We start from the raw sequence: 15766 nt of genomic DNA, 5'->3' as shown, positions 1-15766 counted from the left end.
CTGCGGGCCACGCAGGCGCCTTCACCCTACCGTTCTGTCTACGCGGACCAACTTGACATAACTCTAAGCCTCAGGTTGAGGTTGACAGTTTTGGTCAGGGGGAACTCCGCAGAGCAGACAGCAACCAGGCAGGAAGGCAACCGCGGCGATGACCCCTCCGCATAACTACCTCGCAGTGATCAAGGTGGTCGGCATCGGCGGCGGCGGCGTCAACGCCGTCAACCGGATGATCGAACAAGGACTCAAGGGCGTCGAGTTCATCGCGATCAACACCGACGCCCAGGCGCTGTTGATGAGTGATGCCGACGTCAAGCTCGACGTCGGTCGCGACTCGACCCGCGGGCTGGGCGCCGGCGCCGACCCGGAGGTGGGCCGCAAGGCCGCCGAGGACGCCAAAGACGACATCGAGGAGCTGCTGCGCGGCGCCGACATGGTGTTCGTCACCGCAGGCGAAGGTGGCGGCACCGGCACCGGCGGCGCACCCGTGGTGGCGTCGATCGCCCGCAAGCTCGGTGCGCTGACCGTCGGCGTGGTGACCCGGCCGTTCTCCTTCGAGGGCAAGCGGCGCAGCAATCAGGCCGCCGAGGGCATCGCAGCGCTGCGCGAGAGCTGCGACACCCTGATCGTGATCCCCAACGACCGGCTGCTGCAGATGGGGGATGCCGCAGTGTCGCTGATGGACGCCTTCCGCAGTGCCGACGAGGTGCTGCTCAACGGTGTGCAGGGCATCACCGACCTGATCACCACGCCCGGTCTGATCAACGTCGACTTCGCCGACGTCAAGGGTGTGATGAGCTCGGCAGGGACCGCGCTGATGGGCATCGGCTCGGCGCGCGGTGACGGCCGGGCCCTCAAGGCGGCCGAGATCGCGATCAACTCCCCGCTGCTGGAGGCCTCGATGGAAGGCGCCCAGGGCGTGTTGCTGTCAGTCGCCGGCGGCAGCGATCTGGGTCTGTTCGAGATCAATGAGGCGGCATCGCTGGTACAGGAAGCCGCACACCCGGACGCCAACATCATCTTCGGAACCGTCATCGACGATTCGCTGGGCGACGAGGTGCGCGTCACCGTCATCGCAGCCGGTTTCGACGCTGCCGGTCCGGGCCGCAAGCCGGTCACCAGCGAGACCCAGGCCGAGGCGCCGGGCGGAACGCCGATCGCCCCCGGGAAGGCCGGCCGGGTGGGCGCGTCGTTGTTCGAACAGAACGATCCGGCCAGCGTGCCGGTCCACACCAACGGCGCGACGGTGCGCATCGGCGGCGACGACGGGGGCATCTCCGACGACGACGTCGACGTGCCGCCCTTCATGCGTCACTGAACGACGTACGGTCGCAGCGTGCGATTCCGTGTGCGCCGTGTGACGACGACCCGCGCCGGCGGGGTCTCCAAGCCTCCGTACGACGCCTTCAACCTGGGTGACCACGTCGGGGACGATCCGGCCGCGGTGGCAGCCAACCGCCACCGGTTGGCGACGGCGCTGAAGCTCGGTCGCGGGGACGGTCGCGAGGGTGGTGCTGCCCGGATCGTGTGGATGAACCAGGTGCACAGTGCACATGTGCAGGTCGTCGACGCAACGTCGGAAACCGTCGACAACACAGATGGTTTGGTGACCACCGAACCTGGTGTCGCGCTGGCGGTGGTGACTGCCGACTGCGTGCCGGTGTTGATGGCTGACGCCCGGGCGGGAGTGGTGGCTGCGGTGCACGCGGGGCGGGTCGGTGCCCAGCGCGGCATCGTGGCGCGGGCACTGGAAACGATGGTGGCGGTCGGCGCGCAGGTCGACGACGTGTCGGTGCTGCTCGGGCCGGCTGTCAGCGGTCGCAACTATGAGGTGCCCGAACAGATGGCAGCCGAGGTGGAGCGGTCGTTGCCGGGAAGCCGCACCACCACTGCCCGGGGCACGCCGGGACTGGATCTGCGGGCCGGGATCACCGCCCAGCTCCGCACGCTCGGGGTCGGCGCGGTCGATGTCGACCCGCGGTGCACCGTTGCCGACCAGGCGTTGTTCAGCCACCGTCGCGACAATCCGACGGGTCGGCTGGCATCGTTGATCTGGCTGGAGCCGGTCGAGGACTCGGGCCGGTGAGCGCCGAGCGGGAACAGCAGCTGGCTGCCGCGTTGGTCGACGTCCGTACGCGGCTGGCCCGGGCGGCCGCCGCGGCCGGGCGCGCGGTGGCCGACATCGAGTTGCTGCCGGTCACGAAATTCTTCCCGGCTTCCGATGTGGTGACGCTGCACCGCCTGGGTTGCCGTGCATTCGGCGAATCACGCGATCAGGAGGCCGGCCGCAAGATCGCCGAGGTCGACGCGTTGACCGGGGGAGCCCAGATCCGCTGGCACATGATCGGGCGGATCCAGCGCAACAAGGCGCGCTCGGTGGCGCAGTGGGCGCACGTGGCGCACTCGGTGGACAGTCGCAAGCTCGTCGACGCGCTGGGTCGCGCCGCTGCGGAAGCGCTCGACCAGGGCGCGCGCACTGCTGCCCTGGATGTGTTCGTTCAGGTCAGCCTGGACGGTGACGAGGACCGCGGCGGCGTGGACGTCGAGGCCAGCGCCCGCATCGATGACCTGTGCGATGCGGCCGACCAGCACCGCGGGCTGCGGTTCGTCGGGTTGATGGCGATCCCGCCGATCGGCGCCGACCCCGACTCGGCGTTCGCCCGGTTGCAGCAGGAACACCAGCGGGTGCAGGGCAGGTATCCGCAGCGCCTCGAGCTGTCCGCCGGGATGTCCGGTGACCTGGAGGCGGCGGTCCAACACGGTTCCACTTGTGTGCGTGTCGGTACCGCTTTATTGGGACCACGCCCGCTAACGTCACCCGCAGTCACACCAGTCACACGTTCACCACAGACAACAGAGTCTCTCGGGTCTACCGACAAGACAGAAACTTCATCACCGCACAAGGGGTTCGCACGATGAGCACACTGCATAAGGTCAAGGCCTACTTCGGTATGGCTCCGATGGACGATTACGACGACGACTACTACGACGACGACGACCGAGCCCCCGCACCCGCCCGCGGCTACCGCCGTCCCCGCGACGAACGCTTCGAGGACGAGGGGTACGCGCGCGGTTACGACGATCGCCGCGACTACGACGAGCCCGTGGGCTACCGCGGCGGTCTGGCCGGCGGCTTCGACGACGCGCGATTCGAGCCGCGGATGCGTGGTCCGCGCGAATTCGAGCGCACCCCACCGCGTTTCGGCAGTCTTCGGGGCTCCACCCGGGGGGCACTGGCGATGGATCCCCGAGGCATGGCCGAACTCTTCGAGGCCGGCAGCCCGTTGGCCAAGATCACCACACTGCGTCCCAAGGACTACAGCGAGGCCCGCACCATCGGTGAGCGGTTCCGTGACGGCACCCCGGTGATCATGGATCTGGTATCGATGGACAACGCCGACGCCAAACGACTCGTCGACTTCGCCGCCGGGCTGGCGTTCGCACTGCGCGGATCCTTCGACAAGGTCGCCACCAAGGTCTTCCTGCTCTCCCCGGCCGACGTCGACGTGACCGCCGAGCAGCGGCGCCGTATCGCCGAGGCAGGCTTCTACGCCTACCAATGAGCGCGGCGTCAGCCCCAGGTAGGCTGACGGCGTCGCACTGAGCGGCGCCGGCCGCGGATCGCGGGCGGGATGAATTCGCCTACGAGTGAGGTCGCTTCCGTTGGGGCTCTTCTTCCAGATCCTGGGTTTCGCGCTGTTCGTTTTCTGGCTGCTGCTGATTGCCCGGGTCGTGGTCGAGTTCATCCGCTCGTTCAGTCGGGACTGGCATCCGCGCGGGGTGACGGTGGTGATCCTGGAGATCATCATGACGCTGACCGACCCCCCGGTGCGGATGCTGCGGCGCATCATCCCGCCGTTGACCATCGGCGCCATCCGATTCGACCTCTCGATCATGGTGCTGCTGCTGGTCGCCTTCATCGGCATGCAGCTGGCATTCAGTGCCGCCCTCTAGAACCCAGCTGACCTGCGATGATGCTGCAGTAGCCCGGTCTGGGCCGGGCTGTCGGCGCCTAGCTCCGCCGCATCGCGCTCACCTCGGGATTGTTGAAAATCCGTCTTATTTCACAACCTCGTCTGCAACCCCAGGGTCTGGTGTGACAGGATGGACGCCAGTTACGACCCTGTAAGGCTTTACACTTTGTGATCGTTCACGGTCCAGACTTCAAGGGGGCAGACGATGCCGCTCACTCCTGCCGACGTGCACAACGTCGCGTTCAGCAAGCCACCCATTGGTAAGCGCGGCTACAACGAGGACGAGGTCGACGCATTCCTCGACCTCGTAGAGAACGAGCTGTCCCGCCTCATCGAGGAGAACAGCGACCTTCGTCAGCGCGTGTCCGAGCTGGATCAGGAGCTCGCCGCCGCCCGGTCCGGGGCCGGCGCTGCGCAGCCGACCCAGACCATCCCAGCCTACGAGCCGGAGCCCGAGCCCGCACCTGCTCCGCAGCCGGTGTACGAAGCGCCTGCAGCGGCCCCGGCGGCCAGCAGCGAGGAGCAGCACCTGCGCGCGGCCAAGGTGCTCAGCCTGGCCCAAGAGACTGCCGACCGCCTGACCAGCAGCGCCAAGGCCGAGTCGGACAAGATGCTCAGCGACGCCCGTGCCCAGGCCGATGCGATGGTCACCGAGGCACGCCAGACGGCCGAGACCACGGTGGCCGACGCTCGCCAGCGCGCCGAGGCGATGCTTGCCGACGCGCAAACGCGCTCGGAGACCCAGCTGCGCCAGGCGCAGGAGAAGGCCGATGCCCTCCAGGCCGACGCCGAGCGTAAGCACTCCGAGATCATGGGCACCATCAACCAGCAGCGCACCGTGCTGGAGGGGCGCCTCGAGCAACTCCGCACGTTCGAGCGTGAGTACCGCACCCGCTTGAAGACCTACCTGGAATCGCAGCTCGAAGAACTCGGCCAGCGTGGGTCTGCCGCGCCGGTGGACTCAGGCGCCGGCAACGACGGCGGCTTCAACCAGTTCAACCGGGGCAACAACTAGTTCCGTGCCCCTCGGACCGAAGGTGGGCCCATGCTGATCGTGGCCCTTGTGCTCGCCGTCATCGGGTTGGCGGCCCTGGTCACCGCCGTGGTGACCAGCAACGAGCTGATCGCGTGGGTGTGTATCGCCGCCAGCGTCATCGGAGTTGTCCTGCTCATCGTCGACGCGTTGCGTGATCGATCCCGAGGTGGCGCCGCATCCGCCGATGGTGACGGGGTCGCCGACGACTACCCGCAGGACAACTACGCCGACGACACCTACGTCGAGGACTATCCCGATGAGGCGCCCGTCGCGTCTGGTCTGGCTTCCGACGGCGAGCCGTCTGATTTGGCTTCCGACGGCGAGCCGTCTGATTTGGCTTCCGACGGCGAGCCGTCTGATTTGGCTTCCGAGCCGTCGATCAGCGATGACAGCGTGTCGCCCTACGTCGATGCCGGCGAGGCTCCCGATGACTCCGGCGAGGATGCACGCAGGTCCTGAACGGCTGCTAGTCAACAATTTTCGTCGATGGCCCGGCCGTGGCCGGCGGGGTGGCCAGTAGGTCTCGTACCTCGTCGTCGCTGATCTGGTGGAAGTCTGCGTACACCTGGCCGACAGCACTGAATTCCGGCGGGGACGTCGAGCACACCACGTGGTCGGCTTCGCGGCGCAGGCTGCGGCACACCGACACCGGTCCCACCGGAACCGCGACCACCACGTCCCGGGCGCCGGCCTGTCGCACCGAGCGCACCGCGGCGGTCATGCTGGCTCCCGTGGCGATTCCGTCGTCGACCAGCACGACGGTCTGGCCGCTGATCTGCAGGGGGCCGCGTCCGCCGCGGTAGGCCTGTTCGCGCCGGCGCAGTTCGACGCTTTCCCGCTCGACCGCTGCCTGGACTTCCGCGTCACCAAGGCCCAAGCGGCCCAGCAGATCGTCATTGAGCACGACGCCCCCGCCCGTGACCAGGGCGCCCATGGCCAGTTCGGGGTACTGGGGCACGCCGAGTTTGCGCACCAGACACACGTCCAGGGGCGCTCCGAGGGCGGCAGCGACCTCCCAGCCGACCGGCACACCGCCCCGGGCCAGTCCCAGCACCTGCAGAGCACCATGGTGGGCCCGGTCGCGATAGCCGCTCAGGTCGCACGCCACCACCCGGCCGGCCTCCCGGCGGTCCGCATACGTGCGTGTTCGACCTGTCCTCACCTGTGCACCCTGTCTGCCACCTTGCCGAGGGGATACCCGCGACCGCAACGGGCAATCCGTGCCGGAGTGCGCGTCGAATAACCTGCGACCGACGACATCAGGAGGGACCGTGGGGATCGAGTTCGAGAGCATCGTCGAGCACCCCCGAGGCCAGGTGTGGGATTGGCACAGCCGGCCCGGGGCGATCCACCGGCTGACTCCGCCCTGGCAACCGATGACGGCGCTGGCCGAAGCCGAGTCTCTGGCTGACGGTGTCGCGGTCCTGCGCCTGCCGGGAGGCTTGCGTTGGGTCGCGCGCCACGACCCGTCGGCATATCAACCGCCGCACCGCTTCGTCGATGAACTCTCCTCCGACGGTGTGGTGTCGTGGCCGGTGCGGTTGGCCGGCGGTTGGCGCCACACCCACACGTTCGATGATCTCGACGGCACCCGCACCCGCATGCACGACCATGTCGAGGCTGCGGTGCCGGCAGTCCTGCTGCGGCCGATGTTCGTGTACCGGCATCGCCAGGTCGCCGACGATCTGGCGGCCCACCGCAGGGCTGCCCAGGCCGGCATGTCGCCGATGGTGGTGGCCGTCACCGGGTCGTCAGGGCTGGTGGGTGCGGCGCTCTGCGCGTTTCTGAGCACCGGTGGACACCGGGTCATTCGGCTGGTGCGCGGACCGGCCGGCGGCCCCGACGAACGGCAGTGGTCTCCACAGTCGCCGGCGCGCGACCTCCTCGACGGTGTCGACGCCGTCGTCCATCTGGCCGGGGCGTCGATCGCGGGTCGGTTCACCGCTGAGCATCGAGCTCAGATCCGCGACAGCCGCGTCGAGCCGACCCGGCTACTGGCCGAGGTGGCTGCCGCGGCGACCGACGGACCGGGGGTATTCGTCGGGGCCTCGGCGATCGGGTACTACGGCAGCAATCGTGGTGACACGCAGCTCACCGAAGACAGCAGCCGCGGGAACGGATTCCTCGCTGACGTGGTCACCGACTGGGAGGCCGCGACCACGCCGGCCCGAGACGGGGGATTGCGGGTGGTCACGGTGCGCACCGGGATCGTGCAGTCGTCGGCCGGTGGGACGCTGCGTCTGCTGCGACCGTTGTTCAGCGCCGGGCTGGGTGGTCGGGTCGGCGACGGTCGCCAGTGGATGTCGTGGATCGCTCTGGACGACCTGCTCGACATCTATCACCGCGCACTGTTCGACGACCGACTGGACGGCGCGGTCAATGCTGTTGCACCCGAACCGATCCGGAACTCCGAATACACCTCTGCGCTGTCCGGCGTGCTGCGTCGACCGACGCTCCTGCCGGTGCCGTCGTTCGGACCCCGCCTGCTGCTGGGGGAGCAGGGTGCCCGGGAGCTGGCCGAGGCCAGTCAGCGGGTGGTGCCGGCCACCCTGCTCGGTCTCGGGCACCCGTTTCGCCAGCCCGAGATCGCCGGCGCGTTGGCCCATCAGCTGGGCCGCCGACCGGCCGCGACGTGAGTCAAGAACCCGGACACCAAGGCCCGAATCCGCGGCGCCGTCGACGCGGCCAGGTCTTCTGTTCGACAGAGTAATTGGTGGTGATCCAGACCTGCTGCGATTGCCTCTCCGTCTCGGTCGTCAGCCAACCAGGACCGTAACAGCGCGGTGTCGACTTCGGGATGGAACTGCACACCCATTGCGCGGTCGAGCACGAAGGCCTGCGATGCGTTGGGCGTCCTGGCGATCTCGATCGCACCAGGGGGGACAGTCCAGCGGTCGAAATGCCACTGAAACCACGGGCCGTCGGGGACGATCTCGGGCCGGTCGCTGAGCACGTCGTACCAACCGATCTCCGGACGCGGTGAGCGGGTGACCGTCCCGCCGAAGGCCTGTGCCAACAGTTGGCCGCCGAAACACACGCCCAACAAGGCGATTCCGGCCTCGGCAGCATCGCGCATGAGCTGAGTTTGCGTTCCCACCCAGGTCCGGGTCAGCGCTTCGTCGTACACCGGCCACCGTGCCCCCAGTGGTACCACGACGTCGTAGTCACCGACATCGGGGAAGCTGGGGTCCCAGGCGGGATCGTCGACCCGTCCTGCCGGGACGACGCTGAACACGTCGACGTCGAATCCGTGGTCGACGAACGCGTCGCCCAGCAGCGCCTCGGTGGCGATGGGGTCGTTGACCAGAAACAGAACCTTGCCACACACGGCGGCCATTATTGCGCTGTGCCCGGCGGCCGGCACGCATGAGGCGGACCGCGCCCGGGTGCTGGCGCCTCGTTGACTTAGCCAGGATTACTCACTGCAGGATGTACATAGTTTGCCGAAGTGATTTCATGTAGACCGTGCGACGAAGTCTGATGAGTTTCTCGTATCAGATGTCGAAGACGTTGACATGCTGGGCGGCTTTGTTCGGCAAATCGACAATGGGGCGAGCCTGCGCTCTGCTCGATGCCCGAACGATCACGCGCGATCGGTGGCATATCAGTTCGCTCAGCAGTACAGAATTACATGGAATACCTATATAAACTGTGTTTTTGTGCACACAGTGTCATTCCAACAGTTTGCTTCTTTGCGTATGCGCCGCCCATGTGGGCGTATCTGGCGAATTCCTTGACGACCAACAGCGGGGTAAGGTTATATGCTTTCGTACTCGTCAATAATTGATCAACAAGAAGTCCGTGCCGACAGATTTCCGTCGGTGTCGCGGCGGTTCTAATGGGCAGGGGCGCGTTGCTGATGGAATACGGAAGATTCGTTGGGCGGGTCGGTGTGTTAGCTGTGGCGCTGGGAATCGGCATCGCCGGGCCGGCGGTCGCCACGGCGGAACCCAGGTCCGACAGCAACGCACGGGACTCCCGGGTCGGCGCATCGCGAGGACACGACAGCCGCACCGACGCGCCCACGCGTCGTTCGCCGACGACCCGAACCGCTGCCGAGCCGACCGCGGGTTCGGACGCGACAGCCGACGAACCTGGCGAGCCCGCCGAGTCGGACGAGCCCGAGGTGGAGGTGAAATCCGAGGAAGAACCCGCCGAGCAGGCAGAACCGGCGCCGCGCGCTCGCCGTCAAAGCATCGCCCGCGACGAGCGCCGTGCGACCCGAGCAGACACCGACTCCGTCCGCAGCAGCGAGTCCACCTCGTCGAGGGCAGCCATTGACTCACCGCCGCGCGGACGCGCAGAAGCCGCCGTTGCTCCGGCAGATGCGCGCCACACCACGCCCTTGTCTGCCCCGCACGAGCCGACGTCGACCGCGGCACTGTCGACGAGCACCAGCACTGCGCTGAAGGTCGACACCCAGACGACCCCGGACGTCGCGGGGCCGGTTGGCGCGGCTGCGACGACGGGTCTGGGTCGCCTGGTGTCGGGCTTCCTTGCGGTGCTCGGGATCGGCCAGTCCGCGGGTCCCGGAGCCGTGCCGCTGCCGGCGTTCGAGTTCGTCACCGCGGTGCTCGGCACGATCCGGCGCGAGATCGACAGGTTGTTGGCCAACCGAGGTCCCACGGCGGCGGTCGCGTCGGTCAGCCGCATCCTCGACGGCGCGATCACCGGGAAGGTCGACGCAGTCGACCCGGAAGGCGACCGGCTGGTCTACTCGGTGCTGAAAGCACCTGCCTACGGCACTGTGCAGGTCAACGCGTCAGGGCAGTTCACCTACCGGGTCGACCCCCTCGATATTCCCGCCGGCGCCGACTCGTTCGTGATCGGCGTGCGGGACGCCGGTGTGCACCTGCGGTCGATCACCCCGCTTACCGCGGCGGTCCCGGTGACGGTGATGCTGTCCGAGCCGGAGATCACCCTCGCGGCCCGGGCGGTCGCTGCCGATGTCGGCGTCGGCAGGCTCTATCAGGTCACCACTACCGGCGGGGATATCGAGGGGTTCGACCCCGCCGCCGACAAGCTCGACTTCGGCGATGTCTCGGTGCACAACTTCATCGTCGTCGATACGCCCGAGGGGGTCGGCTTCCGCAATCCATGGTCGGGGCAGACCGCCGTCATCCGGGGAGTGTCGCTGGGTCAGCTCACCGTCGACAGCTTCACTCCTATCGTCAATGACCATCTGCGCCAGGACCTCTCGGGCGCGCTGGCATGGGAACACGGCATCACCGCTGCGCCCAACACCGTCTACGCGCGTTCCCACGAAGTGGGCCAGATCGATCGTGTCGCTTTCAACCCGACCACCGATGTGGTCGACTTCCGCTACTACGGCACGCGCGAGCAGCTGTACATGGTCGACACGCCCGAAGGTGTGGTGATCTCCAACGCCGGGACCGGCCAGGCGCTGGTCCTGCAGGGCGTCACCGTCGGCCAGCTCGGCGTGCGCAACTTCGTTTTTCACAACGCGCAGGTGCGCGAGGACCGGCTCCACCAGCAGCTGGGCATCGGCAGCGTGCCCGATTCTCAGGTGCGCCCGCAGAACGTGCCGGTCGCCGGGACCGACTCCTGGCCCGTCGCCCCCGGCAGCGGAACCCCGCCCACCGGGATAACGGGTGTCACCACCAAGATCTCATGGAACTACGGTGCGCACGCCACGGTCAACTTCAACCCCGCTGCCGACACGCTGGACTTCGGGTGGTTCAAGGCGCACGAATTCGGTGTCGAGGAACTCAACGGCTCCACACGCATCACGATCACCAACAACAACCAGAGCTACACCCTCACCGGCGTCCTGATCGGAAACCTCTCGCCAAGCAACATCATCGCGCTCGACGACAGCGCCCGCACGAAGTGGCACAACCTGATCTACGCCGCGGTGCCGTCGGCGCCAATGCCCACCCTGACCGTCAGCGACGCCAGTATGGCCGAGGGCAACAGCGGATCAACCACAATGTCGTTCCTGGTGACGTTGTCGGGTCCGTCCACCGAGACCGTGACGGTGGGCTACACCACCAGTAACGGCACGGCCACCGTAGCCGACGGTGACTACCTCCCAGCCGTCGGAATCCTGACGTTCTCGCCGGGCGAGAGCGTGAAAACTGTTGCGGTGAACGTCCTCGGCGACACCAAGGTCGAGCTCGACGAACACTTCTCGCTGATTCTGTCGGCGCCGGTCAACGCCACCATCGCCGATGGCACCGGTGTGGGCACGATCGTCAACGACGATATCGATGCCGCGCCGAACACCCCGCCGGCGATATCCATCGCCGACCTGACGGTGGTCGAGGGTAACGGCCAGCACAGCCACTTCATGTTCGCGGTGACGCTTGACAAAGCGCCGACGCAGACCGTGACCGTGCACTACGTGACCAGCGACGGGACTGCGGTGGCCGGAAGCGACTACGTGGCCACCTCAGGTGTGCTCACGTTCGCGCCCGGGGTGACGATGCAACTGCTGCACGTCGACGTCATCGGTGACACCGCTCCCGAACCGGCGGAGACGTTCACCGTCACGCTGTTCGACCCGACCGGTGCGATCATCGCCGACGGCATCGCGATCGGCACCATCGTCGACGACGACGCGGCGCCCGATCAGCCGGGCCAGAACTCCGGCAATGTCGGTGACGCCCTCTGGGGCGAAGCGTATTTCGCGCCGTACGTCGACATGGGCCTGTGGCCGGTGCCGGATCTGCTGGCCATCGCGCAGGCCCACGGTACGTCGCTGTTGACGCTGGGATTCTTGCAGGCCACGCCGGACGGCAAGCTCGCCTGGGCCGGACTGCCCCTGCTGGCGCCGGACTCCGAGTTCGAACAAGCCCGACAGATCAACGCCTCCATCGCGGCCTTGCGGGCCGCCGGCGGCGACGTGATGATCTCGTTGGGCGGGGCGGCCGGCACCAGTCTGGCCCAGTGGTACGCCGCGCGCGGGCTCAGCGCTGCGGCGCTGGCCGACGCCTATGTCGACATCGTCGACCGCTATGCCCTCAACCGCATCGACTTCGACATCGAGGGCGCCGCGGTCGCCGACGCTGCCGCAATCACCCTGGGCAGTCACGCGCTGCGGTTGTTGCAGCAGCAACGACCCGACCTGGAGATCTGGTACACCCTGCCGGTACTGCCCAGCGGCCTGACCGTCGACGGTCTCAACGTCGTGCGCGCCGCCGTGTATGCAGGCGTCGCGCTCGACGGTGTCAACATCATGGCCATGGACTACGGCGAATCAGCAGCTCCGACAACGGGTCCGAACGCCAAGACGATGGGGGCCTATGCCATCGCCGCAGCCGAGTCCACCTACGCGCAGCTCAGCGCGCTCTACGCCGAGTTCGGTCAGGCATTCGGCTGGAATCAAATCGGTGTCACACCGATGATCGGGGTCAACGACGTGACCACCGAGGTGTTCACCGTCGCCGACGCGCACGCGCTCGAGGACTTCGCCCGCGTCCACGGCATCGGCATGCTGTCGATGTGGTCGGTCACCCGCGACAACCCGGGAACTCCCGGTCAGGCCACCAACAATGCCTCTGGGATCGATGCTCCCGCAGGGGCGTTCAGTGGTGTCTGGAACGACTACGGCACCATCAACGTCATCACCGGCCCGCCGCCGGCGCTGTCCATCGCCGACGTCGTGGTCACCGAGGGCGACACCGGACAGACACACGCGGTGTTCGTGGTGTCGCTGAGCAAGGCGTCGACCTCCACGGTGACGGTGACCTACAACACCTCCAACGGCACCGCGACCGCCGGCAGCGACTACATCCCCGTGTCGGGCACCCTCACCTTCGCGCCCGGGGTGACCATTCAGCAGGTGCACGTGATGGTCAACGGCGACACCTACAGCGAGGCCGACGAACGCTTCACCGTCACACTGTCCAACCCGACGGGTGCGACGCTGGCCGACGCGACCGCGATCGGCACCATCGTCGACGACGACGCTGGCCCCGCACCGCAACCCGGTGCCGGGTCGGTGTCCTACGTCGTCAACGACAACTGGGGGACCGGGTTCGTCGCGGCGGTCACCATCACCGCCGGGCCGGCAGGCATGAACGGCTGGACGGTGGAGTTCGACTCCCCGGCAAGGATTACCAACATCTGGAACGCCGAGATCGTCAGCCACAGCGGCGATCATTACGTGGTGCGCAATGCAGCCTGGAACGGCACCGTCGCCGCGGGACAGCGGGTCGAATTCGGCTTCCAGGCCGGTACCGTCGGCGCAACGACGGCGGCGACCAACTTTGTGGTCAACGGTATCCCAGTCGGCGGTAACCCCATCCCGTCGCTGCCGAAGGTGACGGTGGCCGATGCCAGCGTCGTCGAGTCCGACACCGGCACCACCAACATGGTGTTCGTGGTGACGCTGGACAAGGCGTCGGCGACGCCGGTACGCGTGGCCTACGCAACGTCGAACGGGACCGCCACGGCGGGCAGTGATTTCCTCGCGACCACGGGTGTGCTGACGTTCGCTGCCGGTGTGCTGACCCAGCAGATCACCGTGCCGATCCTCGGCGACACCGAGGTCGAAGCCGACGAGACGTTCATGCTGACGCTGTCGAACCCGGACGGGGTGACCATCGCCGACGGTATCGCGGTCGGCACCATCGTCAACGACGACGTCGCCGCGCCGACACCGGGCGACTCGTCGGCCACCCTGGTCATCAACGACAACTGGGGATCAGGCTTCACCGCAACCGTCACGGTGGCGGCGGGCGCCTCCGGATTCAGCGGCTGGACAGTGGAATTCGACACCCCGGTGCAGATCGGCAATATCTGGAACGCCGAGATCGTCAGTCGGGTCGGCGACCACTACGTGGTACGCAATGCTTCTTGGAATGCCACCGTGGCCGCCGGGGCGACCGTCAGCTTCGGATTCCAGGCATCACCGGGCGGTTCGGCGGCGACAGCCACCAATTTCGTGGTCAACGGGCAACCAGCTGGCGCGGCACCACCACCGCAGATATCGATCGGTGACGCCGTGGTGGACGAAGGCGACAACGGCATGACGCAGATGACGTTTGTCGTCACGCTCTCCAAAGGCTCGGCCGACCCGGTGACCATCAGCTATGCGACGTCGGACGGCACCGCATCGGCCGGCGTGGACTACCTCGCCAAGGCCGGCGCCATCACGTTCGCCCCGGGTGTGCTCTCCCAACAGATCCAGATCTCGGTCCTCGGCGACACCGACGTCGAAGCCGACGAGACGTTCACGCTGACCCTGTCGAACCCGATCGGTGCGACCATCGCGGGCGGGTCGGCCACCGGGACCATTCTCAACGACGACTTCGTCATTCCCGGGAACGTGTCGCTGAGCATCTCGGATACCTCGGTCACCGAAGGCGCGCCGGGCACTGGCGTGGCCCCCGGTTGGTTCAGCACCTCCGGCAACCAGATCGTGGATTCGGCGGGCAATCCCGTGCAGATCGCCGGCGTGAACTGGTTCGGATTCGAGAGCGACATCTTCGCGCCGCACGGCCTGTGGACCCGAAATTATCAGGACATGATGGACCAGATGAAGGAGCTGGGCTTCAACACCATCCGGCTCGCCTACTCCAGCCAGATGTTGCACCCCACCGCGGCACCGTCGGGCATCGACTTCCACAAGAATCCCGACCTGGTCGGACTGTCGCCGCTGCAGCTCATGGACAAGATCATCGGGTACGCCGGTGAGATCGGAATGCGGGTCATCCTCGATCACCACCGCAGCAGCGCCGGCGCGGGCCCGAACGCCAACGGCCTGTGGTACGAGGGGCAGTACACCGAAGCCACATGGATCGACAACTGGACCATGCTGGCGCAGCGATATCTGAACGACCCGACGGTCATCGGTGCCGATCTGCACAACGAACCGCACGCCGGGACCTGGGGTGGCGGGGGAGCCACGGACTGGGCGGCTGCGGCCGAACGGGCGGGCAATGCGGTGCTGGCGGTGAACCCGAACTGGCTGATCTTCGTCGAAGGTGTCGCCGAATATCAGGGTCAGCACTACTGGTGGGGCGGAAATCTGATGGGTGTCAGAGATCGGCCCATCGTGCTGGACGTCCCGAACCGGGTCGTCTACTCGCCGCATGACTACCCGAACTCGGTGTACAACCAGCCGTGGTTCCAGGCCCCGGATTTCGGGACCGCGCTGCCGCAGAAGTTCCAGCAGATGTGGGGCTTCATCTACGAGCAGAACATCGCCCCGATCTATCTCGGCGAGTTCGGCACCCGGCTCGCCGATCCCAAAGACCTGGTCTGGTTCGAGGCGATCACCTCGTATCTGTCCGGTGACTTCGACAATGACGGCATCATCGACATCGTCGCCGGAACCGAGGACATGTCCTGGACCTTCTGGTCGTGGAACCCGAATTCCAGTGACACAGGCGGGATCCTGGCCAACGACTGGAACACCGTCAATACGCACAAGATGGCTTATCTGCAGGCCCTGCAGTTCGACTTCGCCGACGGCGGCGCCGGGGTGCTGGCCCACTTCGTGGTCACGCTGGCCGGCCCGGCGACCCATCCTGTCACGGTGCAGTACGCGACCTCCAGCGCGACCGCGACCAGTGGTGCCGATTTCGCGGCGACGGCAGGAACCTTGACCTTCCTGCCGGGTGAGACCAGTAAGACGATCACCGTCCTGGTGTTCGGGGACATGATCGTCGAGGACGACGAGACCTTCATCGTCACGTTGTCGAATCCGTCCGGCGCGGCGATCGTCGGTGCCACCGGAATCGGTACCATCGTCGATCGCGCGCTGACCTGAGGTAGGAAGGCGACTGACGCT

11 protein-coding genes are annotated in these 15766 nt (G+C 67.0%); 9 read left to right on the top strand and 2 right to left on the bottom strand.

Annotation, left to right across the window (positions count from 1 at the left end):
- Positions 1–148: 148 nt before the first annotated feature.
- The 7 genes from ftsZ (at position 149) to KXD98_RS15425 (ending at position 5466) form a co-directional block, all read left to right on the top strand.
- Entirely contained in the window at positions 149–1315 is a 1167-nt protein-coding gene (ftsZ, locus tag KXD98_RS15455; RefSeq protein WP_260759261.1) for a cell division protein FtsZ, read from the top strand.
- A gap of 18 nt (positions 1316–1333) precedes the next feature.
- On the top strand, positions 1334–2083 hold the full coding sequence (gene pgeF / locus KXD98_RS15450) for a peptidoglycan editing factor PgeF (protein WP_260759260.1): 750 nt from the start codon (positions 1334–1336) through the stop codon (positions 2081–2083).
- Complete coding sequence (locus KXD98_RS15445; RefSeq protein ID WP_260759259.1) at positions 2080–2916, top strand: YggS family pyridoxal phosphate-dependent enzyme; 837 nt, start codon at positions 2080–2082, stop codon at positions 2914–2916. Before pgeF ends, KXD98_RS15445 begins: the two co-directional genes overlap by 4 nt.
- Complete coding sequence (locus tag KXD98_RS15440) at positions 2913–3560, top strand: cell division protein SepF (protein WP_260759258.1); 648 nt, start codon at positions 2913–2915, stop codon at positions 3558–3560. Before KXD98_RS15445 ends, KXD98_RS15440 begins: the two co-directional genes overlap by 4 nt.
- Positions 3561–3660: 100 nt before the next feature.
- Complete coding sequence (locus tag KXD98_RS15435) at positions 3661–3951, top strand: YggT family protein (RefSeq protein WP_260765213.1); 291 nt, start codon at positions 3661–3663, stop codon at positions 3949–3951.
- A 225-nt stretch (positions 3952–4176) separates the two neighbouring features.
- On the top strand, positions 4177–4986 hold the full coding sequence (locus KXD98_RS15430; RefSeq protein WP_260759257.1) for a DivIVA domain-containing protein: 810 nt from the start codon (positions 4177–4179) through the stop codon (positions 4984–4986).
- 30 nt (positions 4987–5016) lie between these two features.
- Positions 5017–5466, top strand: coding sequence for a phage holin family protein (locus KXD98_RS15425; RefSeq protein ID WP_260759256.1), 450 nt, complete (start codon positions 5017–5019; stop codon positions 5464–5466).
- A gap of 7 nt (positions 5467–5473) precedes the next feature.
- Here the strand turns inward: KXD98_RS15425 and KXD98_RS15420 are convergent, their stop codons facing one another.
- A complete protein-coding gene (locus KXD98_RS15420) occupies positions 5474–6169 on the bottom strand; it encodes a phosphoribosyltransferase (protein ID WP_260759255.1) in 696 nt (231 codons plus the stop codon).
- Positions 6170–6278: 109 nt separating this feature from the next.
- Between KXD98_RS15420 and KXD98_RS15415 the strand changes: the two genes are divergently transcribed.
- Positions 6279–7643, top strand: a complete 1365-nt coding sequence (locus KXD98_RS15415; protein ID WP_260759254.1) for a TIGR01777 family oxidoreductase — start codon at positions 6279–6281, stop codon at positions 7641–7643.
- On the opposite strand, the gene KXD98_RS15410 is transcribed toward KXD98_RS15415, so the two are convergent.
- Complete coding sequence (locus KXD98_RS15410) at positions 7613–8344, bottom strand: type 1 glutamine amidotransferase (RefSeq protein ID WP_260759253.1); 732 nt, start codon at positions 8342–8344, stop codon at positions 7613–7615. The genes KXD98_RS15415 and KXD98_RS15410 overlap by 31 nt on opposite strands.
- Positions 8345–8908: 564 nt before the next feature.
- On the opposite strand from KXD98_RS15410, the gene KXD98_RS15405 reads away from it, so the two are divergent.
- Positions 8909–15745, top strand: a complete 6837-nt coding sequence (locus KXD98_RS15405) for a Calx-beta domain-containing protein (RefSeq protein WP_260759252.1) — start codon at positions 8909–8911, stop codon at positions 15743–15745.
- Positions 15746–15766 lie beyond the last annotated feature (21 nt).

It is taken from the genome of Mycobacterium sp. SMC-4 (genome assembly GCF_025263265.1).
Taxonomy (GTDB): Bacteria; Actinomycetota; Actinomycetes; order Mycobacteriales; family Mycobacteriaceae; genus Mycobacterium.
The sequence above is the reverse complement of the archived record's forward strand: the minus strand, read 5'-3'. Positions and strand labels throughout refer to the sequence as shown.